At 36.6% G+C, this 23,197-nt stretch carries 21 protein-coding genes; 8 read left to right on the forward strand and 13 right to left on the reverse strand.

All coding sequences use genetic code 11. The features are described 5' to 3' along the window. Positions 1-3: 3 nt before the first annotated feature. Genes ACN1CD_RS14985 through ACN1CD_RS14995 form a run of 3 tightly spaced genes read left to right on the forward strand, consistent with a single transcriptional unit; the run spans position 4 to position 4,068 of the window. The gene (locus tag ACN1CD_RS14985; protein ID WP_419131194.1) at positions 4-1,335 is read left to right on the forward strand and encodes a DUF4876 domain-containing protein; all 1,332 of its coding nucleotides are present in this window, start codon (positions 4-6) and stop codon (positions 1,333-1,335) included. A gap of 33 nt (positions 1,336-1,368) precedes the next feature. Next, complete coding sequence (locus ACN1CD_RS14990; RefSeq protein ID WP_419131195.1) at positions 1,369-2,925, forward strand: DUF6850 family outer membrane beta-barrel protein; 1,557 nt, start codon at positions 1,369-1,371, stop codon at positions 2,923-2,925. Positions 2,926-2,928: 3 nt separating this feature from the next. Further along, the gene (locus ACN1CD_RS14995; RefSeq protein ID WP_419131196.1) at positions 2,929-4,068 is read left to right on the forward strand and encodes a cytochrome-c peroxidase; all 1,140 of its coding nucleotides are present in this window, start codon (positions 2,929-2,931) and stop codon (positions 4,066-4,068) included. A 114-nt stretch (positions 4,069-4,182) separates the two neighbouring features. Here the strand turns inward: ACN1CD_RS14995 and murI are convergent, their stop codons facing one another. The 13 genes from murI to ubiE form a co-directional block, all read right to left on the reverse strand. Further along, a complete protein-coding gene (gene murI / locus ACN1CD_RS15000) occupies positions 4,183-5,001 on the reverse strand; it encodes a glutamate racemase (protein ID WP_419131197.1) in 819 nt (272 codons plus the stop codon). A 297-nt stretch (positions 5,002-5,298) separates the two neighbouring features. Continuing rightward, positions 5,299-5,877 (reverse strand): OmpH family outer membrane protein, encoded by a 579-nt coding sequence (locus ACN1CD_RS15005; RefSeq protein WP_419131198.1) that lies wholly within the window; start codon positions 5,875-5,877, stop codon positions 5,299-5,301. 63 nt (positions 5,878-5,940) lie between these two features. Next, positions 5,941-6,471 (reverse strand): OmpH family outer membrane protein, encoded by a 531-nt coding sequence (locus ACN1CD_RS15010; RefSeq protein WP_419131199.1) that lies wholly within the window; start codon positions 6,469-6,471, stop codon positions 5,941-5,943. Positions 6,472-6,833: 362 nt separating this feature from the next. Further along, positions 6,834-9,377, reverse strand: coding sequence for an outer membrane protein assembly factor BamA (bamA, locus tag ACN1CD_RS15015; protein WP_419131200.1), 2,544 nt, complete (start codon positions 9,375-9,377; stop codon positions 6,834-6,836). 148 nt (positions 9,378-9,525) lie between these two features. Then, a complete protein-coding gene (locus ACN1CD_RS15020) occupies positions 9,526-10,266 on the reverse strand; it encodes an isoprenyl transferase (protein ID WP_419131201.1) in 741 nt (246 codons plus the stop codon). A 19-nt stretch (positions 10,267-10,285) separates the two neighbouring features. Beyond that, entirely contained in the window at positions 10,286-11,107 is an 822-nt protein-coding gene (locus ACN1CD_RS15025) for a DUF6089 family protein (protein ID WP_419131202.1), read from the reverse strand. Positions 11,108-11,109: 2 nt separating this feature from the next. Beyond that, complete coding sequence (locus ACN1CD_RS15030) at positions 11,110-11,991, reverse strand: NAD kinase (RefSeq protein ID WP_419131203.1); 882 nt, start codon at positions 11,989-11,991, stop codon at positions 11,110-11,112. 8 nt (positions 11,992-11,999) lie between these two features. Beyond that, complete coding sequence (locus ACN1CD_RS15035) at positions 12,000-12,662, reverse strand: CBS domain-containing protein (protein WP_419131204.1); 663 nt, start codon at positions 12,660-12,662, stop codon at positions 12,000-12,002. Then, positions 12,662-13,426 carry an alpha/beta fold hydrolase gene (locus tag ACN1CD_RS15040; protein ID WP_419131205.1) on the reverse strand — a complete coding sequence of 255 codons (765 nt, stop codon included), beginning with the start codon at positions 13,424-13,426 and terminating at the stop codon, positions 12,662-12,664. Before ACN1CD_RS15040 ends, ACN1CD_RS15035 begins: the two co-directional genes overlap by 1 nt. Before the next feature lie 221 nt (positions 13,427-13,647). Next, positions 13,648-14,088, reverse strand: coding sequence for a GatB/YqeY domain-containing protein (locus ACN1CD_RS15045; RefSeq protein ID WP_419131206.1), 441 nt, complete (start codon positions 14,086-14,088; stop codon positions 13,648-13,650). A gap of 158 nt (positions 14,089-14,246) precedes the next feature. After that, entirely contained in the window at positions 14,247-15,005 is a 759-nt protein-coding gene (locus ACN1CD_RS15050; RefSeq protein WP_419131207.1) for an SDR family oxidoreductase, read from the reverse strand. Positions 15,006-15,102: 97 nt separating this feature from the next. Next, positions 15,103-15,900 (reverse strand): outer membrane beta-barrel protein, encoded by a 798-nt coding sequence (locus tag ACN1CD_RS15055; RefSeq protein WP_419131208.1) that lies wholly within the window; start codon positions 15,898-15,900, stop codon positions 15,103-15,105. Beyond that, positions 15,897-16,628 (reverse strand): bifunctional demethylmenaquinone methyltransferase/2-methoxy-6-polyprenyl-1,4-benzoquinol methylase UbiE, encoded by a 732-nt coding sequence (gene ubiE, locus ACN1CD_RS15060; protein ID WP_419131209.1) that lies wholly within the window; start codon positions 16,626-16,628, stop codon positions 15,897-15,899. The genes ACN1CD_RS15055 and ubiE overlap by 4 nt, the downstream gene beginning before the upstream one ends. Before the next feature lie 305 nt (positions 16,629-16,933). Here ubiE and yihA point away from each other — a divergent pair, with 305 nt between their 5' ends. The 5 genes from yihA to ACN1CD_RS15085 all read left to right on the forward strand — a co-directional run bounded on the left by yihA (position 16,934) and on the right by ACN1CD_RS15085 (position 23,181). Continuing rightward, positions 16,934-17,557, forward strand: a complete 624-nt coding sequence (yihA, locus tag ACN1CD_RS15065) for a ribosome biogenesis GTP-binding protein YihA/YsxC (protein WP_419131210.1) — start codon at positions 16,934-16,936, stop codon at positions 17,555-17,557. Between the two features lie 76 nt (positions 17,558-17,633). Continuing rightward, positions 17,634-18,491: a UbiA-like polyprenyltransferase gene (locus ACN1CD_RS15070; RefSeq protein WP_419131211.1), complete on the forward strand. Its 858-nt coding sequence runs from the start codon at positions 17,634-17,636 to the stop codon at positions 18,489-18,491. A gap of 103 nt (positions 18,492-18,594) precedes the next feature. After that, entirely contained in the window at positions 18,595-20,301 is a 1,707-nt protein-coding gene (locus ACN1CD_RS15075; protein ID WP_419131212.1) for a M3 family oligoendopeptidase, read from the forward strand. Between the two features lie 451 nt (positions 20,302-20,752). Beyond that, positions 20,753-21,283 (forward strand): carboxypeptidase regulatory-like domain-containing protein, encoded by a 531-nt coding sequence (locus tag ACN1CD_RS15080; RefSeq protein WP_419131213.1) that lies wholly within the window; start codon positions 20,753-20,755, stop codon positions 21,281-21,283. An 83-nt stretch (positions 21,284-21,366) separates the two neighbouring features. Beyond that, on the forward strand, positions 21,367-23,181 hold the full coding sequence (locus ACN1CD_RS15085; RefSeq protein ID WP_419131214.1) for an outer membrane beta-barrel family protein: 1,815 nt from the start codon (positions 21,367-21,369) through the stop codon (positions 23,179-23,181). The last annotated feature ends 16 nt before the right edge of the window (positions 23,182-23,197 follow it).

A 23,197-nucleotide genomic window follows, 5' to 3' on the forward strand; every position in this document is an offset into this window, starting at 1 on the left:
AATATGAAAAAATTATTATTCGCTATTACACTTGTTACGCTGGCGCTTAGTGCTTGCAAGAAATATCAAGGTGATACAACAGAAATACATCCTGTTAAATTTTTGGTTTCTGCTAACTATGCTTCAGAAAATCTGTCAAAATTGCTATCTAAAACACAGGTAAAAATCACTTTTAAAAATAACAAAAACAATAAAGAAAACATTTACTATACAAAATCTGATGGAACACTTTCGTTAGATTCTATATCTCCAGGTAGCTACGATATATCTGCTTCTATAGAAGTTTTGCCCGCAGATTATACGAGATTGACGGGAGAAATTGTGAATAAAAGTATCATTTTTAATGCTTCAGAAAAGGCTAGAACAATTACCATTGAAGATAATCAAAGCATAAATCTTAAGTTAATATCAGGCCCAATAGGTCCTTGGGTAATTAAGCAAATCTACTTTGCAGGGTCAAACGCCACTACTGGTGCATTATTCAGAGATCAATTTATAGAAATTTACAATAATTCTGATTCTGTTTTATATGCAGATAGCTTATATATTGCAGAAGCAATAGGTATTCAAAATACGACTTCATCCATCATATACCGCCAGACAAATGGCCAGTACGACTGGAGTAAATCACAAGGAATGCCATCTAATATAGATGCTAATAACGACTATGTTTATACCAGAACAGTTCTCATGATTCCTGGTAGTGGCAGGCAATATCCAGTGCAGCCAGGGAGCAGTATCGTTCTGGCTCAAACAGCAATAAATCATAAATCACCTTTTACAGGTTCAGATGGTAAAACCATTTCTGTAAGAGACCCATCATTAACCATTGATTTAAGTGGTGCAGATTTCGAAGCCTATTATGCTCCGTTCTTACCTCGTCCATTAGCATCAGATATTGATAATCCATTAGTACCAAATGTAAATGTTTTATCATATAACGGTACCGATTTGGTTCTTGAAACGAGTGGTAGAATGGGTTATGTGATATTTAAGAATAAAGGAACAGTAGATATTAAAGATTTTCCCCGGTATCCTTTCCCTACCATTGCTACACCAACTGCAAATACGGATAAATATTCCCAAATCCCCCTTTCATATATTATTGATGGTGTGGAATGTCAAACCAATGTAGCTACCGCAAGAGTACCTAAAAAACTGGTTACTCCTTTGGATGCCTTGTATACTTATGTTCCAAATGGAATTTATTCTTCGCAATCTGTGATTAGAAAAACAGAAGGCATTGTAAATGGAAGAAGAATTTTAAAAGATACAAATAACTCTTCTGAGGATTTCGATTTTTTACCACTTGCTTCTCCAAGAGGGTTTAAATAATTATAATGTTACCACAATACCGGATCATATAAAATGAAGAATATCATTCTAAACATAATTTTAGTTCTAACTACTGTAATCTACGCATCTGCACAAACAGCAGATACCTCGAACATCGGTACTAAAAATAAGCTTTTTGCTATAGATTCAGCACAATTTAGTGCTTACAATTTTGCAAAATCAAGTCCTTTTTACATTAAAAAATTAATGCCGGCTAAGTTTAATAATTTAATTGTTGGGCAAACCTTTGAAAAAGGCCATTTGATTAGAGCACAGGAGGCTAATAAAGTAAACAGTACTTTTTTCAGTACAGAAGGAGTATCTCAATTAAAGTCAATAAGTCTTTGGGGCCAGTTCTCTTATAACAGAACAGTAGAAGACAGTACATCATTTTCACATCAAACTAGAAATAATCTGGCTAATCCTTACTATTTTGGTTCAGTAAAAAATTTAAATTATCAGAGAACAGTATATAATTTGAAAGCTTTAGCAAGCAGAAATTTTATTCAAAACAATCTTCCAATTGGTTTAGGTGTTGATTACAGAATTGGCAATCATTATTCTACCAACGATCCCCGAGGAGAAATCAGCGATTATCAATTAAATCTTGCAGGTTCAATAGGATACAATTTAACTAAAGAATTGGCTTTTGGTGTGGCATACAGGTATGGCTACGGCCTAGAAAAAGTTAATGTAGGTTATAAAAACACCAGTCTTTCTCAAGGCAGAGTAATACCTGAGTTCACAAATTATCTGATAAGTGGTTATGGCGAAGGCGAGGAATATAATGAAAGAAGAACTTTTCAAAACAACCAAACCAGAAATGGTTTGGATGCTTATTTAACTTTCGATAACACGGATTTAGGATGTTTTAATTTTATTTTTCAAAATAGTAAAGACATTCAAACATTTGACTACAGAACAGATGTTGGACTTCTTGAATTCATCAAATTTAATCTTGTAAGTGAAAGCTATCGGTTCTTCTGGTTAAAAAAATCAGCTACAAATACATTAACTGTTGATTTAAGTTATGCTACAAATGACGGGGATAATTACTTTAACAAATACTTAGCAAATAGCTATTTATTCCAAAATAATTCTCTATCAGCAAAAGCTAATTACACATGGACGAGTAAACAATTTACACATAATTTTGGGCTAGGCTTAAAAAAATACGAAGAACGCAAAATAGATGGTGTTGCAGGTAATGATATCCGCTTTAACCAACTTAATTATTCCCTTAGCTATGGGATCAACCATCAGAATAAAAACAATCACAACTGGGGCGTAAACCTTACAGGGCTCTATAATCAATATTTAGATGCTGATTTTAGTGTACTCCTTGCCAATGAAGGTGTCTTTACGAGAAATGTAATTTATTACGATTACGCCTACAATACTACTTCAAAATTTGGCAGTAATTTAACAGCTGATTATAGTATACCAATGTTTAAACAAATTCAGGCAGGAATCAAAATTGGAGTAAGCTATTGGAGAAGAGATGACTTGAGAGAATTTGGGAGAACGATGACGAAAATACCCGGCAAAGACCGTTTTTCTTCCAATATCAGCTTAAATCTCTATTTTTAACCCATGAATAAAATTTTTGCCCTTCTTGCTTTAGCCCTCACCGGACTCATCTTATTTTCTTTTCAATCGGCCGATTTTAACGATGAGGACGAACTGAGTATTGATAGCCTGCGCAAAATATATTCAAAGCCTACGGATCAATGGCCGAAACCAACGGTTGATAAAGATGCCGTTTTTCAGGAGTTGGGAGAACTCCCGCCCTCGCCTGTCGATTTAAAAAACGATTCGATTAGGAAGGTAGTAGAATTGGGTAAAATTTTATTTTTCGACCCTCGCTTATCGGGTTCGAACCAGATTTCATGTTCAAGCTGCCACGCACCAGATTTACACTGGGCAGATGGCCGTCAGGTTTCTGTGGGTCACGATCATTTAAATAACTTCAGAAATGCCCCATCATTAGAAAATGTGTGGTTTTACAAACGTCTTTTCTGGGATGGCAGGGCAAATAGTTTAGAAGAACAAGCAGGTAGCCCTGTTGCAGCGCACAATGAAATGCATCAGGACATAAAGGCTTTGGCAAAAAAACTGACCAAAATAAAAGGTTATCAGCCTTTATTTAAAGATGCCTTCGGATCAAAAGAAGTGAACAACAAAAGAATTTTTGAAAGCCTGGCCACTTTTCAGCGCAGCATTGTAAGCAGAAGAACACCCTTTGATCGATTTCTTGCTAATGATAAAAAAGCCCTGACTGATCAACAATTAATGGGCTTACATTTATTCCGTACCAAGGCCCGCTGCATAAATTGCCATAACGGACCCTTGTTTACTGATAATGAATTTCACAACGACGGATTAACCTATTATGGACGTAAGTATGAAGATTTAGGTTTATATAACGTAACTAAGAAACCAGAAGATGTTGGCAAATTTAAAACACCGGGTTTAAGAAATGTTATGAAAACTGCACCATGGTTTCACAATGGCTTGTTCCCGAATATCGATGGTGTAATGAATATGTATAATATAGGGATGCCGATACAACGTGTTAAGCCAGAACAGGTGAATGACCCACTGCTACCCAAAAATGATAAATTATTAAAAGGCTTAATGCTGAGCAATGCCGAAAAAGATGCGGTAGTTTCATTTTTAGGTGCACTAACGGCCCCTTCAATTTTAATAAGGGTAGAGAAATTACCTCAATAAATTCATAATAAATTAGAGCTTCGCAGTCTGCCCCACTCCTATCCCATACAAAGCCCATACCTAAGGCATGTTAAAGGCATTTAAAGGCATGTCTTATGCTTGCATAATAACTTTTTACATACTATTGGATTCCACGTCCTCGCCAAAGAAAATTGAGGCATGTTCATTGAAAGCAGCTGGATCGCCGCTGGTATAAAACAATTTATCCTTTTTTCTACCTATTTTATTTTCAATCTCAGGATGTCTCTTCAGGTAATCAACTAAACCATTGGCAACTATTTCTCCCTGCGTTAAAATGTTGATATAATCTGGAAACACAGCCCTTAATTTAGGAAGTAATAAAGGATAATGCGTACAAGCCAATAAAACACAATCAATATCTCCAGATTGAGCCATCAACAGGCTGCAGTATTCATCGATAAAAAAATCAGCTCCGGGCTGCAGGTGCTCATTATTTTCAATCAATGGAACCCACATCGGGCAACTTTGTTGCAATACTTTTATATCAGGAAAAAACTTATTAATTTCTAAAAGATAAGATTCAGAATTGACGGTACCTCTTGTTCCCATCACACCAACCTGGTTGGATTGGGTAAAATTGCCAATTACCTCTGCCGTAGGACGGATTACACCAAGCACCCTTCGATCAGGATATTTAGCAGGTAAATCTTTCTGTTGTATCGTTCTGAGTGCTTTTGCAGATGCGGTATTGCAAGCCAGGATAACCAACTTGCACCCCTTAGCAAACAGCCATTCTACACATTCTAGAGTATACTTATAAATGGTTTCAAAGGAATGGTCACCATAAGGAGAACGGGCATTGTCACCAAGATAAATATAGTCATATTCAGGTAACTGATCAGCAATGGATCTAAAGACGGTGAGGCCACCATAACCTGAATCAAAAATACCTATTGGCGATGTTTCCTTCATTCCGGTAAAGATATTGATAAATGTTGAAAAGCTGGGAAGTTAGACAGTTTTACAAGCCCGTTAGAATGTTGAAATGTTGTATATTCTACTAGTTAGTGTCTCACCAATTTGCTTAAGTTTTATCTCGTAAATCTTTTACCATGGAATTTATAGTCATGGGTTTTCGGTTGTTGAGACATTAACCGAAAAATAATTCTAGTATCAAATCTCTCCAAAACAAAAAAGCGGAACTAAGTTTAACTTAATTCCGCTTGTATTACTGAATTTGTAAAGAGACTTTCGACTCCTGACTTAAAACTATTTCTTAGGTGCAGCTGGTTTTGCAGCAGATGCTGAAATACCTAACTTGGTTTTAACTGAAGCAGTGATATCATCACCACCTTCCCAGAAAACCAGGTTATTACCACCCTGACCGTTTGCGATATCGAAAACGTAAGCTAAACCTTTTTCTTTAGCTACAGCTGAAATTGCTGTTGCAACTTTAGCTTGGATTGGCTGAAACAATTCACCTTGTTTAGCACCAATATCTTGTGAAGCTTTTGTACGGGCATCATTGATACGTTTTTCTAAATCCTGTAATTCTTGTCCCATTGTCTGTAATTGCTTACCTACAGTTTCTTTGTTCGCCTCGCTAAGGGTTTTTTCCAAAGTTTGAGCACTTGTCATTTTAGTCTGATATTCTTTGATCATTGCATCAATATCAGCTTGTTTTTGTTTGCCTAATGTTTCTAAAGTAGTTTGAGCCGACTTAGCTTCCGGAAGGTTTGCGAAAACTTCTTCAGAATTAATGTGACCCAATTTTTGTTGCGCACTTGCCATATTCGCTGTAAACACTAATCCTGCTGCTACAAAGAATACGTTAATTAACTTTCTCATCTTTCTATTTTACTTTTTTTATTTTTTCTAATTGTTTTTTCAAAATATCAACGGGCGAATATACTAATTATTTGCAGTTCCTGGTTTGTAACCTAATTTTACAACAACATCATTACTAAGATCGTAACTGCTGCTTGCATAAATCATCATTGTGGCTTCACTGCTTTTATCAAAAATGAAGTCAAGATATTTTGCTTTTGCAATTTGTTTTATTGCATCTGCAACTTTTTCCTGAATGGGTTTGATTAATTTCGTTCTGCTTTGGAAAAGATCGCCATCCGGGCCAAATTTCTGACGTTGAAATTCTTTAGCTTGTTTTTCTTTTTCTATAATTTCGTTTTCTCTACGCTTACGCATATCATCTGTAAGCAAAACCTGATCTGCCTGGTAAGCTTTGTACATTCTGTCTATCTCAGAAAAATTCTGATCAACCTGTTGTTGCCACTGTTTTGATGCAACCTCCAATTGGCTCAATGCAGATTTATACTCTGGCATTTGCTTTAAAATGTACTCTGTATCTACGTAAGCAAACTTTTGCGCAAATGCGCCAAAAGACGTGCAAATTAGAAATGCGATTAAAAGATACTTTTTCATCTATTAAATTTTGGTTTTAATGTTGATGAAACTATCATAATTCCAAGCTTATGTAAAAGGCCTGCACCATCATGATGGTTCCATTTGTGTGTGTATTAATGACTCGTTTTAAATAACCTAACACTATTTTAAACTCTATCTAGCTTCCTTTAACATACTAAACATAATTTACACAAAGATACTATCAATTAACTAAAGCCCAAGCAAACTTCATCATTTAACTTTTTTTAACAATTGAGAAGATGATGCTAATTGATTCACTTTACAACTTTCTGATCTCTTAATTAAACCCATCTTAAAATTAACCCACAAAAAAAGGGATGTTCGGTTGGAACATCCCTTTTAAAATAAAGCTTTATATTTTAGAACCCTCCAAGTTGTTGGGCAATACTGAAAGTAAAGTTTTGTTTACCACCATCACTGATACCCGGTATGGTATCAAATCCATGTCCGTAATCAATTCCTAGCAAACCAAATATTGGTAAGAAAATCCGTGCACCAATACCTGCTGATCTTCTTACGTTAAACGGATTAAAGTCGCCAAATTTATTCCAGGTGTTACCGCCCTCTGCGAAGGCCAGAACGAAAGCAGTTGCTTGCTGACTTGAGATCACAGGGTAACGAAGCTCTAATACATACTTGGTGTAGATAGGGCTACCAGATTGTTGCGCAATACGCGGATCTGCTCCATTTGGTATAACTGCATTGTTTGCATAACCACGCATCGCAATCAGTTCAGAACCTTGTAAGAAGTCAAATCCTTGCATACCATCACCACCTAATTTAAAACGTTCAAATGCTGATTGACCTACCGCTTTATTGTACTGGCCTAAGAAACCAAACTGTGCCTGTGCTTTAACCACTAAGTTTCCGGCAACACGCTGATACCATTGTGAATCAAATTTCCATTTGTGGTACTCTGTAAAACGATATTTATCCCGATCAGAAGCAGTAGCATAATTCGTTTTGTTAAACAATGAATACGGAGGTGTTGCCTGAATCGTAAAACGAATAAATGAACCTGATTTCGGGAAAATTGGCGAATCTCTTGAATCACGACTAATTTCCTGAGACAAGTTAATATTATAAGATGTTCCGTTTCTGAATAAATATCCGTCATAGTTATTCAAAATATATTGCTGAATACTTACTGCATGACTCAACTGGAAGTAATTATCCGGCCAGTTCAATCTTCTACCTAAACTAACAGTAACACCATTCAGACGAATTTTTTGAAGTCTTCCATCATCAGAATTTAAACCGTTTGACTGCAATGAAGTAAATGCACTCACACCAAAGCTTACCGGTTTCTCTCCACCAAACCAAGGCTGTGAGAAAGAGAAACTATACGATTGATAAAACTTACCATTCGTTTGTCCACGCAAACTTAATTTCTGTCCATCTCCTTTTGGAAGTGGTTTGTAGGCTTTAAGGTTAAATAGATTACGTAAGGAGAAGTTATTGAAGGTCAAACCTAATGTACCAATGATACGGCCACCACCAAAACCACCTGATAACTCAATCTGATCTGAAGGTTTTTCTTCCACTGCATATTCAATATCTACTGTTCCATCTGCCGGATTAGGGCGAGGTGTAGGAACGGTTTTAGATTCATCAAAGTTACCTAATTGCCCAATCTCACGAATGGTACGAATTAAATCACTTTTATTAAATTTTTGACCTGGCTTGGTACGAATCTCTCTTAAAACAACTTTATCATTGGTAATGGTATTACCCTTTAAAGTAATTCTGTTATTTACATATTGTGGGCCTTCATACATGCGCATTTCAACATCAACTGTATCGCCATAAATTTTGGTTTGAACAGGATCGATATTGAAAGTCAGGTAACCATTATCAGTATACATACTATTGATGTCTCCACCATTCTCACCACCACCGTTTAATTTTTTGTTTAATCTTTCTTCACTGAAAACATCACCTTTTTCAATCGTTAAGACTTTACTTAAAATACTGTCGGGATAAATGGCATTACCTGCCCAGCTGATTTTTCCGAAGTAATATTTTTTTCCTTCGTAAATATCCATATTGATATTTACTTTCTTTTTGTTGTGTTGATAAATGCTATCCTTTAAAAGCGTTGCATCGCGGTAACCTTTTTCCTGCAACTTGGCAATCATCTTCACTTTGTTCTCTTCATATTTCTCTTTTGAGAATTTTCCAGAACCCCAGAAACGCCACCATGCAAACTGCTTAGGGCTTTTCAAAAACTTTCTAAGTTTAGCGGCTTTAAAGTCTTTGTTTCCGGTGATATTAATGCGCTGCACTTTAACACGGCTTCCCTTATCAATATTGGCTTCTAAAACAACACTATTTTCTGCGTTAGGATCTTTACGTGTACTGTAAGCTATTTTAGTAAAGAAATAACCTTTATCTAACATATACTTCTTTACAATTGCAGAAGTGGTGTTGTATAAATTATCATTTACAATTTTACCGGTTTTATCATTTAATTTCTCCTGAATAGCTGTTCTTTGAGATTTACTGATTCCTTTTAAATCAATAGAACTTAAGCGAGGACGCTCCACCACTTCAATTTCAAAATAAACAGAATCCTGAATAAACTTTTCTATATTAATTTGAACATCATCAAACAATCCCTGCGCCCAAAGGGTTTTTATCGCATCGGATGTAGCTTCACCTGGAAGAACAACCTTATCTCCTTTAGTTAGCTTGGATAAGGTAATAAGTACATCTTTATCCAGGTATTGTGTTCCGGTTACTTTAGTACCGCCGATAATATATTCTTTTGGACTGAAATAATCCAGGTCTAAGCCCCCAACTTTTAAGGAAGGAGTTACCGGTGCCTGACCTTGTGGACGTATTTGAGCAAAGGCCGGAGCGGCTAAAACTAATAGGATTAAAACTTGAAATATTTTTTTCATTAAAATAATTTGTTCAGTAATGGCCGCGAAGGTACGAGTTTTATAGAGCAAAATGCTTTATTAAATTTCCCCCTTTGATGGTTACATTTATCGTATAAAGTGGCGCTAAGTTAGTTTAAACGCTTGTTAAAAAGTGTTAAAAGAAAAATTAGTTTAATTGTTCACTAATTTTTCCGAAACGGCGTTCGCGTTTTTGGTAGTCGACTATCGCCTCAAAAAGATCTTCGCGTCTGAAATCAGGCCAAAGCACATCAGTAAAATAAAACTCGGTATAAGCCATCTGCCAAAGCAAATAATTGCTAATCCGGTGTTCTCCACTAGTCCTGATCATTAGTTCCGGATCTGGCATATTTACCGTAGTTAACTTAGATGAGAACAAATTTTCATCAATCTCATCAATAGAGATGGTATTATCTTTCACAGCAGCAGCAATCTGTTTAGCCGCATCTAAAATTTCCCATTTAGCACTATAACTTAATGCAAGGGTAAGGGTACACTTTTCATTATGTGCCGTTTTTGCCATGGCTTCGTGCAAATCATTAATACATTGCTGAGGCAAAGACGAAATATTACCGATGGCGTTTAGCTTAATATTATTTTTATTAAGCGTTTCGGTTTCGTTGTTGATGGTAGAAATGAGGATTTGCATCAATGCATCTACCTCTTCTTTGGGCCTGTTCCAGTTTTCGGTAGAAAAAGCGTAAAGTGTTAAGTATTCAATACCCACTTCTACACAACCTTCTACAATGTCTTTTACAGAAAGTACACCTTGTTCGTGACCGAAAACGCGTACTTTACCCTGGCCTTTTGCCCATCTTCCATTCCCATCCATGATTACGGCAATGTGCTTTGGCAGGCGGCTATAGTCTATTTGTTCTTTAAATCCCATTAATTATGTCAAAATCAGCTTAAAACGAGTAGCATTTTGAGGATACAAAGGTAAAAGATATGCCAACACTAACAAATAGATAAGTGTCCCTTTTTCTAAAATCTCCCCTTTGAGTACCCGGAGTACCAATATTAAGGTAATTTGGATTGGCCGGATCTGCTGGATTTGTTAGGTTTAAAGGAGGATTACCCACATAAACCTGTTTATTTGGATCTAGGGGATAACGTCCGCTAACATCATCAATATAATCTGTCATTGGTGTTCTGTACCCGATTTCTGAAAAAATACTCCAGGTATCTTTGTAATTGTACCTTAAGCCCACACCATAGGGAATAGTTAACACCGCATTATTATAGGCATTCTCCTGCCCTTCTGTAGCCATTCGATCTAAACGGTATTTTTCACCATCATATTTAATGGTAGGTTTAAAAAACACGCCTCCAACTCCGGCAAATATATACGGACTAAACTGCCTGGTGCCTCCACCGAGTTTAAAATTAAATAAGTTAAAATCAACTATTGCACTTAATTCACTTAAACTGGTTTTGAAACGTAAATTTCTATCCCTGAACTGTGCATTGCTTGACTCAGCATCTTTAGCCTCTATTCGCCCATAAGTATAGTTTAATCGAACCCCTAAATATTGATTGAAGTTTTTCTTTCCGAAAATACCAGCAGATAATCCGCTAATTTTCAATGGATTGTTCTGATTTAAATCACCCATGTACCCTGCTCCTCCGGCCATCAGGCCCAATTCCCAATTCCCGTCTTCCTGAGCACGTGATAGTTGTGAACCGAAAGTGAGTAAAAAGAAAATTAAAAGAAGTTTGTTTGGCGTCATACTTAGTAGTTACGGGTATCTATTCCCCATAATAATTTATTTCTTAACGTGTTTAAATAAGTTTCATTATTTAAACGAATAAGATTTAAGCAAAAGTCGGCTTTTTTTATGGTAATCTTTACTGATCTTTCTACGGTAACTGTTCTACTGTCGCAAGAAACCAAAAACTTAGATTCCCTCGCTTCTACTTCAAAAGACAGTTTACGATCATCTGGCAATACCACAGGTCTTACATTGAGGTTATGTGGTGCAATCGGTGTGACTACAAAATTTCTTGAATCTGGATAGATAATCGGACCACCGCAACTTAGGGAGTACGCTGTAGAGCCTGTTGGCGTTGCAATGATTAATCCATCAGCCCAATAGGAATTGATATATTCATCGTTCATCTTCGCATGGATAATCATCATGGCAGAGTTATCTCTACGATGAATGGTAATATCGTTAAGGGCAAAGTTTTCCTCACCAAATAATTTATTATCAGATTCTAAAACCAAAAGCGACCGACAATCTAAACTATATTCTCCATTAATCACCGCCATAAGCGCCGATTCAATTTCATTTTTATTGATACTGGCCAGAAATCCCAGTCGACCGAAATTTATTCCAATCACCGGAATGCCCGAATTTCTAATGAGGGAAACGGTATCTAAAAGTGTTCCATCGCCACCTAAACTGATTAAAACATCAGCCCGTTCTTTAAGCTCAATATGATTGTGAAAAATGACCGTATTTTTTGGTAAGTTTATTTTACCATGAAGCGATGTTTTGAATTTTGAGTATAAAACCGGCTGTACATTGTGGCTGGCTAAATGGTTAAAAACTTCCTGAACATATGGTAAAACGGTATCATTGAAGTCTCTCCCGTAAATTGCTATCCTCATAATCGGTTTTAAACATTTAAATAGTTCATGAAAGAATCGTATCGTTCCTGCGATCCATCATCAACCTGCGTATTGTTATATACTTCTTTCACCTGATAATCGTAGCGTTCGAATGAAGCGACCAAAGAGGTGATTTCCGTTTTATTCACTTTCAAAGTAACTTCCAAACGGGTAGAATCCTCGAAAGAATTAACATAAGAAGATAAAATCTGAGTATTATCTGCTTCTACAATTTGTGCAATATGTGCCAAAGAATTATCGCGGTTACCAATTTCAAGAACGATAATTCCCCCCGGTTCATTTACCGCATATTGTTCTGCCACGGCATCAACCATATCATTAATTGAGATTAAACCGAGATAGTTTTTTTGCTGATCGACAACTGGAACAGCAGTAAGTTGTAACTGACTTAACAGTCTGATCACATCATAAGTGTGTGCATCATTTGGAACGAAAACGCTGATTAAGTGAACAGATGTATCACTCAAAAGCGTATCATGGTCATGAACGTTGAGTAAATCATCTTCAGAAACCAAGCCAACGAAAACACCTTCATTTACGATTGGCAAATGCTTCAGTTTAAAATCGCTCAGGCGATCCAAAGCCTTCTGCACTGAATCATCAGCTTTCAGTGTTGGAATTTCGTTCGATATGATTTCTTCTGCAAACATTATTTAAGTAATATTCTATCTAGAAATTTTTCCAGGTAATTGTTAAATATTTCCGGTTGTTCCATCATCGGCGCATGCCCACATTGATCAACCCAATTCAGCTCAGAGTTAGGCAATAATTCATGAAATTCCTGTGCCACTTCCGGCGGTGTAACTTTATCATTTTTACCCCAGATTAAGGAAACCGGGATGGTAATTTTCGACAATTCTTTCCCCATATTATGGCGAATTGCTGATTTAGCCATGGTTAAGATTCTGATTACGCGAGACCTGTCATTAACGGTTTTAAAAACATCATCAACAAGCTCTTTAGTTGCCGTTGCGGGATCATAAAAAGTAAATTCTACTTTCTCTTTTATATAATCATAACTTTCGCGACGTGGAAACGATCCACCGAAAGCATTTTCATAAAGGCCGGAACTTCCGGTTAACACCAATGCTTTAACAAATTCCTGGTGCGCTGTGGTGAATACTAAACCCACATGTCCACCTAATGAATTACCAATCAATACCACTTGATTAAGTGATTTAAATTTTAAAAAGCGGTGTAGGTATCTTGATAAGGCTTTAACACCTAACGTTAAAATGGGTAAATCGTAAATCGGAAGAATTGGAATAACCACATGGTAACGGTCTTTAAAACGCTCAATAACCTGCTCCCAGTTGCTCAATTCTCCCATTAAGCCATGTAGCAATACCAGTGTTTCGCCTTTTCCAGCTTCAATGTACTTAAATCCTTCTTCTTCTATTACCTGGTATGTCATATGTATTATTGTGGTATTGTGCACTAAGTTAGTAGAGTAAAATTAAATTTTCGCATTTCTATGCCATTTTTCTGAAATAAAACGCAAAACGGTACAAAAACACTGTTTAGAGTGTTGGGTGCTTGTTTTATAGTAGTATCAAGATGTGAGTATCAAGTATCAAGATGCTTAACTCTGGACTGAAGACTTTAGACTCACGACTCCGAACTCACTACTCCAAACTAACCAAGCTTCTCTTTAACAATTTCTGCAATTAATTTTCCATCGGCTTTACCAGCAAGTGCTTTATTTGCCAATCCCATTACCTTCCCCATATCTTTAACCGATGTTGCGCCAGATTGTTTTATTACGTCTTCAATAATTGTGGCTACTTCAGCCCGATCCAACTGTTGAGGCAAAAACTGATTTATTACTTTAATTTCTTCTTCTTCAACCTGATATAAATCCTCACGGTTTTGTGATTTGTAGATATCAGCCGATTCACGACGTTGTTTAATCAGTTTCTGAAGAATCTTCAACTCTGTTTCTTCTGTAATTTCTTCTGTTGATCCTTTTTCTGTTTTAGCTAAAAGGATAGCCGCCTTAATGGCTCTTAAACCTCGCAACTGTGCGCTGTCTTTAGCCAACATGGCTTTTTTTATTTCCTGATCTATTTGTATCATTGGTTTTTAGTTTTTGGGTGTTTGGGTTTTTAGTTTTGAGTGTTTCGTTGATTGGGTGTTTGGTTTTTTAATTTTTTAGGTGATTAGGTATTTGCCCATTTATACTAAACAGCTATTAACCAGCAAACCAAACAACTATTAACCAAAAAACCAAACAACTACTTCCTATTTACAATCGTTGCTGTCGCCTGAATTGTTGGCATAATTAACATATCATTAATGTTTACGTGTTTTGGGCGACTCACTACATATGAAATGGCATCTGCAATGTCATCAGCAATAAGTGGTTCCAAGTTCTCGTACACTTTCTTAGCGCGTTCTTCATCTCCTTTGAAACGAACCACTGAAAACTCAGTTTCTACCATTCCCGGGTTAATTTCGGTTACCTTAATACCGTGTGGCAGAAGGTCTATTCTCATCGCTTTACTTAAAGCATCAACCGCGTGTTTAGTGGCACAATACACATTTCCATTTGGATAAACTTCTTTCCCGGCTATAGAACCAATATTAACAATATGGCCGGATTGCTGTGGAATCATCCAGTTCGATACAATTTTAGTTACGTACAACAAGCCTTTTACGTTGGTATCAATCATGGTATCCCAATCATCGGTATTGCCCTGATCAATCGGATCTAAACCTTGGCTTAAACCAGCATTGTTAACCAGAATGTCTACTTTTTTCCAATCGGCAGGTAATTCTTCCAGCGCAGCTGATAAACTTTCTTTAATTCGAACATCAGCCAAAACCTGCTTAATTTCTACTCCGTATTGATTGTTAAGTTGTTGTGCAACTTTCGCCAGGCGATCTTCGCGACGTGCCAGTAAAATTAACTGATAACCTTGTTGAGCGAATGTACGTGCGCAAGCCTCGCCAATGCCAGATGTTGCGCCTGTAATTAAAACAATTTTAGACATGTATGTAATTTTTTAAGTCTTGATAAACCCTTGAACTTAAAATTAAGGCCGATGATTTACCTCCGCAGGCAAAGGTAAGTTTTTTTGAATGGTGCGGCTATTGAAAAATTAAACTGAACGTTAATTGACGTAATTTCAACTTATCTATTGGATTTGCAAAGGCAGTATCATCATGTTGAAGGATATCATTCATAGAATACGACAACTTGATTTCTGGCGACATTTTAAAATATTCGAAATACAGATCGAACCCAATTCCGGTTTCATAAGAAAGGTAATTGCGCTGATTTTTTAACAGTTTATTAATAGCGGCCTCACCTTCATCGAAGGTTTTCTTCTTTGATGCAATATCAATGGAGTATTTCGCCCCGCCTAACCAATAAGCCCGGAAATTATTTAAGCGATTAGATTTTACTTTTATTCCCAGTGGAAATTCAAACATCGTGGCCTGCACTTTCTTATCAACAAGGGTTTGAAAGTTTTTCATTTGTCCGTTTCCCAAATCAATAGAAGGCACCAGTTCATATTCATAACTCACAATTCGATCGCTGAAAATCAAAGATGGGGTTGCCCGAAGATCAAAATTTTCAGAGATCCGCCTGTTCATCACAAAGCCCAGTCCGAAGCCTTGAGATGGCTTACTGGAAATCGAATTAATTGCGCCTGTAACTTGCGTACCAGAGCTAGGATCATAGGAAACACCAAATGAATTTGGTAATTCATAAAAAGGACTTTGCCAGTTTTGTTTTTTGAGAATCTTATATTCTGCAGAAATGTATTGAAAGTTAAACCCAAAACTCCAGTCTTCATCGTCAATACCTCCGCCCCAATTTTGAGCGAATGCCGTACTTGATACGATAAATAAGGAGAGAATGAGGCTTAATTTTTTTATCATTTAGTTCCGACGTAAATTGAACTTATTCCAAACGTTAAAATTCTTTGCTTGGTACTTTTAAAACCAACTTTTTCCATCAAGGTAGTAAAATCTTTTCCATCTGGAAAGGCTGCAACCGATTCTGGCAGATAAGTATAAGCTCTGGCATCTTTAGAAAATAGCTTTCCAAAGAATGGCGTAACCTTCGAAAAATAGAAATTATACAGTTGCTTTACAGGAAAAACTCGTGGTTTTGAAAATTCAAGAATCACCATTTTACCATTAGGTTTTAAGACCCGATACATATCTGTTAATCCCTTTTCTAGGTTTTCAAAGTTACGAACACCATATGCACAAGTGATGGCATCGAAAGTATGCTCTTCAAAATGCAACCCTTCAGAATCGCCTAAATGCACCGTAAATACTTCATTTAAACTGCGCTCGCTTATTTTTTTCTTAGCTACATCCAACATTCCTTCAGAGATATCTACGCCGATTACTTTTTCAGGGTGAAGTTTTTTAATTGCTTCGAAGGCGAAATCTCCTGTTCCCGTGGCTACATCCAGCATATTTCTCGGCTGAATAGAAACCAACTCTTTAATCGCCATTTTGCGCCAAAGCACATCAATGCCTAAAGAGAGAAAATGATTTAAAAAATCGTAAGTGCCCGAAATGTTATTAAACATGGTTGCAACCTGCTCTTTTTTAGTTGCATCTTCTACTTGATATGGAGTAATATTCTGATTCATGATGTGGGGCAAAGATATGGAAAAGTCGGGAGTCTTTAGTCCGGAGTCCAAAGTCTATCATGCAAAGTATAGAGTCTAAAGTAAAAAAACTTCATAAAAATCTAAAGTTTACATTTTTGCGAGATAAGGAAAACATTTACAGTTCAAAGTTTCCAGTTTAGCGATCCTTTCAAAAGATATTATTCGCTGACTGGTCCAGGTTCTCAAATCCAACCTCTAAACTCAAAACTAATTACTGACGACTATAGGTTTTCTACTCCAAACACTCAACTCCGAACTCAAAACTAATTCTTACCTTTGCACCTATGGTTATCAAAACGGCAACATTTGTTTGCAGCAACACCCAAATTTCAGCTTTACCGGCGCCATTAATGCCCGAATATGCATTTATAGGTCGCTCTAATGTGGGGAAATCTTCCTTAATTAATATGTTGGTTAATCAACACGGATTAGCGAAAACTTCACAACGCCCTGGCAAAACCCAATTAATTAATCATTTTCTCATCAACGAAAAGTGGTATATTGTAGATTTACCAGGTTATGGTTATGCGAAGGTTTCTAAAACGAGCAGAGAAAAATGGGAAAAGTTTATTCGGGCTTACATCACCAAAAGGGAGAGTTTGCAATGTGTTTTTGTACTCATCGACAGTCGTTTAGAACCTCAGCAAATTGATATTGAATTCTGCTACTGGATGGGCGAAAAACAAATTCCTTTCTCATTAATCTTTACTAAGGCCGATAAACAAGGGATGACGACTACTCAAAAAAACGTAGCCGCTTTTAAGAAAAAACTGGGTGAATTTTTTGAAGAGATTCCGGCTACTTTTATTACTTCAGCAGAAAAAGGAAATGGTAAAGATGATGTGCTTCAATTTATTGGTGAGGTAAATCATGATTTTGTCGTTCCAACAGAATATAAAAAGTTTTAATTATTCAGTTGATGGTTTATGGTCAATGGTTTATATCCCAACCAAGCCACGAGCCATTGACCATCATCTTTAAAAAATGAAAAAATACTTTTCACTCGTATTATTCGCTCACTCGGTTTTTGCATTGCCCTTTGCCATGATCGGCTTTTTTCTGGGCGTAACCACTACTGAAAATCCATTTTCCTGGTATAAACTCATCTTGGTACTGCTCTGCATGGTGTTTGCACGCAATTCTGCAATGGCATTTAACCGGTACCTGGATCGAAACATCGATGCTAAAAACCCACGCACAAAAATGCGTGATATTCCTGCAGGGAAAGTTTCTGCAAGCGAAGCACTTATTTTCGTTATCGCCAATTGTTTGCTATTTGCGGTTACCACTTATTTCATTAATCCGCTTTGCTTTTACTTGTCACCTGTTGCGCTGTTTGTAGTGTTATTCTATAGTTACACCAAAAGGTTTACTGCGCTTTGCCACCTTGTACTTGGTCTTGGCCTTGCCCTCGCTCCTATCGGCGCTTATATTGCTGTAACTGGTCACTTTGCTTTAGTACCTGTTTTATATTCATTTACAGTACTTTTTTGGGTAAGTGGATTCGACATTATTTACGCTTTACAGGATGAAGATTTCGACCGTGAAGAAAAATTACATTCCATTCCATCTGCACTTGGCATCAAAAATGCATTGAACGTATCGGTTTTGCTGCATGTACTTTCGGCAGCCTGCGTTATTCTACCCGTATTCTTTACTGAGTTTAGCTGGGTTTATTATGTAGGAATTGTATTTTTCTGTTCGATGTTGGTTTATCAACACTTGCTGGTAAAACCAAATGATATTAGTAAAGTAAACAGGGCATTCCAAACCTTAAATGGGTATGCTTCTGTAGTTTTTGCTATTTGCTTTTTAATTGACGCCTATATAAGAACCAAATAATAATAAATGATAGAATGAGTGAGTTTTGAATGAAGGAATGCTATAAAATATGATTTAAATTATTCTATCAATCACTCATTCAAAATTCAATAATTAACATAAGATGATTATTACCAAAAAACCAAGAACATATATTCCGCAGGATTTAGCCATTACCTGGGAAAGCCTTGAACCACTTTTTACTGAATTACAAAACAGGGGAATTAACAGTGTTGAAGAATTGGAGCAATGGCTGAAAGACCGTTCTGAACTGGAAGCTGCGCTAGAAGAAGATTTTGCATGGCGATATATCAAAATGAGCTGCGATACGGCAAATGAGGAGTTGGTTAAAAACTTCCAATACTTTGCTGAAGAAATTGAACCGAAGATCTCTCCACTATCAAATGAATTGAACAAAAAATTTGTGGAAAGTCCTTTTATGGATGATCTGGATAAAGAAAAATTCTTTGTTTACAGCAGGGCGATTAAAAAAGCTTTAGAAATTTACCGCGAAGAAAACATCGAGTTATTTACCTTATTACAGGTAAAGCAACAAAAATATCAGGGCATTACCGGCGCAATGAGTGTGGAAATTAATGGCCAGGAATATACGCTCGAACAAGCATCTATTTTTATTAAAGATTTAAACCGTGAGGTTCGCGAAAACGCCTGGAAAACTATTCAGCAACGTCGCCTGATTGATAAGGATGATTTAAATATCCTGTTTGATGAACTGATTCAATTGCGAAATAAAGTAGCTTTAAACGCTGGCTTTGAAAACTATCGTGATTACATGTTCCAGGCACTTGGTCGTTTTGATTATACGCCCCAGGATTGTTATGATTTTGCCAATGCGATTGAAAAAGAAATCGTACCTATTTTAAAGGAACAAGCAGAAAAACGCCGTGAAGCTTTAGGCCTGGATGTTTTAAAACCCTGGGACCTGGAAGTGAGCGTGAGTGGAAAACCTGCTTTAAAACCATTCAACAATGGTGATGAGTTAATTGATAAAAGTATTGCTTGTTTTAATGCTATTGATGAAAAATTGGGTGTTAAACTAGCAAGCATGAAGGCTAATAACCTGTTTGATGTGGAAAGCAGAAAAGGTAAGGCACCAGGTGGATATAACTATCCTTTGGCAGAAACAGGCGCACCATTCATTTTCATGAATTCTGCAAACTCGCTTCGAGATTTAACCACAATGGTTCACGAAGGTGGACATGCCATTCATACTTTTTTAACCGCAAACCTGGAGCTTAACGACTTTAAACATTGTCCATCAGAAGTTGCAGAACTGGCCTCTATGAGTATGGAGCTGATCTCGATGGATAACTGGGATGTTTACTTTGATAATGAGGAAGATTTGATTCGTGCGAAAAGGGAACAACTGGCTGATGTGTTAAAAACATTGCCTTGGGTGGCAGTTATCGATCAGTTTCAACATTGGATTTATACCAATCCAGACCACACTGCAGCAGATCGCGAAGAAACCTTTAAGCAAATCTTCAATCGTTTCGGTGCAGGTTTCGCCAACTGGGATGACCTTGAACAGCAATTTGGAAACGGCTGGCAAAAACAATTGCATTTGTTTGAAGTTCCTTTTTATTATATCGAATATGCCATTGCACAACTGGGTGCCATTGCCGTTTGGAAAAATTATAAGGAAAACCCAGGCAAAGCTTTAGATCAGTATCTGGCTGCACTTTCTTTGGGCTACACTAAACCGATTAATGAAATTTACGAAACAGCTGGAATTAAATTTGATTTCAGTGCGGATTATGTAAAAGAATTGGCGCAGTTTGTTAAGGAAGAATTTGAGAAATTGGGATAAGGTATGAAGGTGGAGAGCTGAAGGCTTTTCCCCTCGTTTTACATAACAAAGGTCGTGGCATTTTGCTACGACTTTTTTGTTTATAAAACGTTCGTCATCTCGACTGAAACGCAGCGAAATGGAGAGGTCTATGAAAAATATCTAGTCTTAGCGGACGCTAAGACCCCGTAATTTTTTGCCACGGAAACGCAGAGAACACAGAAACTTTAAATACTCTTTGATTCCGCTCAGCATAACCGATCGAATGGATTTAACTATAGCGATCGTCATTGCACCAAACCTTAAACTTTGGACAAGACCAATGAACAAATGACTACTGAACTATATTATGTAAAAAATTGTTAATTAGCGTTAAACACTGTTAAAAAGAAACTTTGAGTGCGCTGATAGATTAGTTTTGCCCTTGTATCCTCCAAAGGTTACTAACTAATCACTGCTCAACGTTTTAATTATGAAACCTATTTTAAGGCTCTCCATCTGTATTTTTATATTTCAAATTTCAGCTGCCAAGGCGCAAAATAAACCAGGAAGTATTTCGGGTACGATTTTGAATGAACTCCACAAACCTGTTACCGCCTCAGTAAAAATATCTACCGCTAATGATTCATCATCTGTTAAAGTCGTTTCAACAAATGAGAATGGAAAATTCTATTTCGATCACCTGATGAGTGGCAAATATGATATCGAAATCAGCGCATTAGGTTATATTCTGTTAAAATCATCAATTCAAATCAGCGATAGCTTAAAAAATGTGGTTAATGATTTTGTACTTAAAGCTTCAGAAAACAACTTAGGCAGCGTAACCATTGCCACTAAAAAGCCAGTTATTGAAAGATTTAACGATAGAATTGTGATGAATATTGAAAATAGTTTGGTTTCAACAGGAAACAATGCATTGGAAATTTTAGCAAAAATGCCAGGCGTTTCTGTAAATCAGGAAGGAACAATCAGTGTTCATGGAAATCTGGTGTTAATATTTTAATTGAAGGAAAATCAACCTTCCTTTCTAATGAGCAACTGGCAACGTTATTAAAATCATTAAACGGAAGCGAGATAAAGGCCATCATGTTAATCACTAACCCATCGTCGAAATATGATGCTGCAGGTAATGCTGGAATAATAGACATCAGTTTAAGGAAAAATACCAGCTTCGGTACTAATGGAAATCTGGATGGAGGCATGGGTTATGGAAAACAGCTAAAAACCAATCTCGGTATTTCGTTGAAACATAGAAATGAAAATTTTAATATTTTCGGTAGCTTAAGTAATAATAACAACAAAGCCCCTGAAAGCTTAAATATCAAGAGAATTGCAAATGACGGAATATCCAATACCTTCTTTTATCAGGATAATTCACAAATTCGATCCACACATAACCATAATTACAAAGCCGGGGTCGACTATTTCCTAAATGATAAAAACACAATAGGACTGCTGGCCACTGGCTATTTCAACAATGGGCACGACAGTTCAAATGGCATTACAAATATTGGTACCAGCTTTACAAAAATTGATTCGAGCATCATTGCCGATAATCCCGCTTCAAATAAATACAGAAACCAGACTTATAACCTGAATTACAAATCCATTATCGATACACTTGGGCAAGAATTTTCTGCAGATTTAGACTATGCACACTATCGAAGTGAAGAAAATACCGTGTACAACAATTATTTCTCAACGGTTAATAGTCATCCATATATACTTCCATTAACCTTCAGAAATTTAACCCCATCATCAGTAAAAATTAAAGCTGCAAAAGTTGATTATTCATTGTCTTTAAATCTCAAAACTAAACTAGATTTAGGCTTAAAGAGCAGTTGGGTGAGTACAGATAATGATTTCAGGTTTGAAAATTTTGCCGCGTCTCAATGGCAGAATAATCCAGGCAGAAGTAATCGTTTTATTTATGAGGAAAATATCAATGCAGCCTATGCAACTTTTAAACATGATTTTAAATATACCACAATTGAAGTTGGCTTACGTGCCGAGCAAACCAACTCGAAAGGCAATTCCATCAGCGAGCAGAAAATAGTTAAACGGAATTACCTGGATTTTTTTCCAAGTGTTGGTATCAACCAAAAGTTATCTGAGATTAATGCGCTTGGATTTTCCTATAGCCGGAGAATCGATCGCCCGGATTATAAATCGCTGAATCCATTTGTTTCTTTTGTAGACTTATATACTTTTGCGCAAGGGAATCCTTTTCTAAACCCCCAATATACCCATGCTTTTGAGTTTTCTTACAACCATAACAAAACGTTAAATATCACGCTGGGTTACAGCATTACTGATCATTTAATTATGGATGTATTTCTTCCGGATAACAAGAAAAAAACCTTGTATCAGACAGTCCAAAATCTGGATAAACGCTCATCTTACAATTTAACCGTTGGCTATCCGATTACAATTTCCAAATTCTGGAGTATGGATCATACCATTACCAGCAATTACAACCAAACGAAATCTGCAAGCTTAGCAGGATTGGCTTATAATCGGAAAAAAGTGACCTTTTCTATAAATAGCATTCAAAATTTTAACCTGAACCCGACATTATCTGCAGAACTTTCTGGTGATTTCATTTCTGCACAGATTTATGGAACATACGCCATTAAACCTTATTATGGAATTGATTTTGGGATAAAGAAGACCTTAATGGATAAAAGGTTAAATCTTAAATTTGCACTAAATGATGTACTAAATAGTCGGAAAGCCTCAATTAGCAGTGCATTATCAAACTTAGATTATAACCTGATCCAAAAGCAGGAAACCAGAATCTTTCGATTGAGTGTAAATTATATTTTTGGAAGTTCTGCTGTTAAAGCTACACGCGAGAGAAATACTGGCCTTAGCGATGAAGCAGGTAGAATTAATAATTAATCTTATTTTATTTCAA

The sequence above is a fragment of the Pedobacter sp. N23S346 genome, from assembly GCF_048515415.1.
Classification (GTDB): Bacteria; Bacteroidota; Bacteroidia; order Sphingobacteriales; family Sphingobacteriaceae; genus Pedobacter.

Excerpts from the sequence above, each read along its gene's own strand:
- ACN1CD_RS14985 (WP_419131194.1), top strand. The coding sequence starts at position 4 with ATGAAAAAATTATTATTCGCTATTACACTTGTTACGCTGGCGCTTAGT.
- ACN1CD_RS14990 (WP_419131195.1), top strand. The coding sequence starts at position 1,369 with ATGAAGAATATCATTCTAAACATAATTTTAGTTCTAACTACTGTAATC.
- ACN1CD_RS14995 (WP_419131196.1), top strand. The coding sequence starts at position 2,929 with ATGAATAAAATTTTTGCCCTTCTTGCTTTAGCCCTCACCGGACTCATC.
- murI (WP_419131197.1), bottom strand. The coding sequence starts at position 5,001 with ATGAAGGAAACATCGCCAATAGGTATTTTTGATTCAGGTTATGGTGGC.
- ACN1CD_RS15005 (WP_419131198.1), bottom strand. The coding sequence starts at position 5,877 with ATGAGAAAGTTAATTAACGTATTCTTTGTAGCAGCAGGATTAGTGTTT.
- ACN1CD_RS15010 (WP_419131199.1), bottom strand. The coding sequence starts at position 6,471 with ATGAAAAAGTATCTTTTAATCGCATTTCTAATTTGCACGTCTTTTGGC.
- bamA (WP_419131200.1), bottom strand. The coding sequence starts at position 9,377 with ATGAAAAAAATATTTCAAGTTTTAATCCTATTAGTTTTAGCCGCTCCG.
- ACN1CD_RS15020 (WP_419131201.1), bottom strand. The coding sequence starts at position 10,266 with ATGGGATTTAAAGAACAAATAGACTATAGCCGCCTGCCAAAGCACATT.
- ACN1CD_RS15025 (WP_419131202.1), bottom strand. The coding sequence starts at position 11,107 with ATGACGCCAAACAAACTTCTTTTAATTTTCTTTTTACTCACTTTCGGT.
- ACN1CD_RS15030 (WP_419131203.1), bottom strand. The coding sequence starts at position 11,991 with ATGAGGATAGCAATTTACGGGAGAGACTTCAATGATACCGTTTTACCA.
- ACN1CD_RS15035 (WP_419131204.1), bottom strand. The coding sequence starts at position 12,662 with ATGTTTGCAGAAGAAATCATATCGAACGAAATTCCAACACTGAAAGCT.
- ACN1CD_RS15040 (WP_419131205.1), bottom strand. The coding sequence starts at position 13,426 with ATGACATACCAGGTAATAGAAGAAGAAGGATTTAAGTACATTGAAGCT.
- ACN1CD_RS15045 (WP_419131206.1), bottom strand. The coding sequence starts at position 14,088 with ATGATACAAATAGATCAGGAAATAAAAAAAGCCATGTTGGCTAAAGAC.
- ACN1CD_RS15050 (WP_419131207.1), bottom strand. The coding sequence starts at position 15,005 with ATGTCTAAAATTGTTTTAATTACAGGCGCAACATCTGGCATTGGCGAG.
- ACN1CD_RS15055 (WP_419131208.1), bottom strand. The coding sequence starts at position 15,900 with ATGATAAAAAAATTAAGCCTCATTCTCTCCTTATTTATCGTATCAAGT.
- ubiE (WP_419131209.1), bottom strand. The coding sequence starts at position 16,628 with ATGAATCAGAATATTACTCCATATCAAGTAGAAGATGCAACTAAAAAA.
- yihA (WP_419131210.1), top strand. The coding sequence starts at position 16,934 with ATGGTTATCAAAACGGCAACATTTGTTTGCAGCAACACCCAAATTTCA.
- ACN1CD_RS15070 (WP_419131211.1), top strand. The coding sequence starts at position 17,634 with ATGAAAAAATACTTTTCACTCGTATTATTCGCTCACTCGGTTTTTGCA.
- ACN1CD_RS15075 (WP_419131212.1), top strand. The coding sequence starts at position 18,595 with ATGATTATTACCAAAAAACCAAGAACATATATTCCGCAGGATTTAGCC.
- ACN1CD_RS15080 (WP_419131213.1), top strand. The coding sequence starts at position 20,753 with ATGAAACCTATTTTAAGGCTCTCCATCTGTATTTTTATATTTCAAATT.
- ACN1CD_RS15085 (WP_419131214.1), top strand. The coding sequence starts at position 21,367 with ATGTTAATCACTAACCCATCGTCGAAATATGATGCTGCAGGTAATGCT.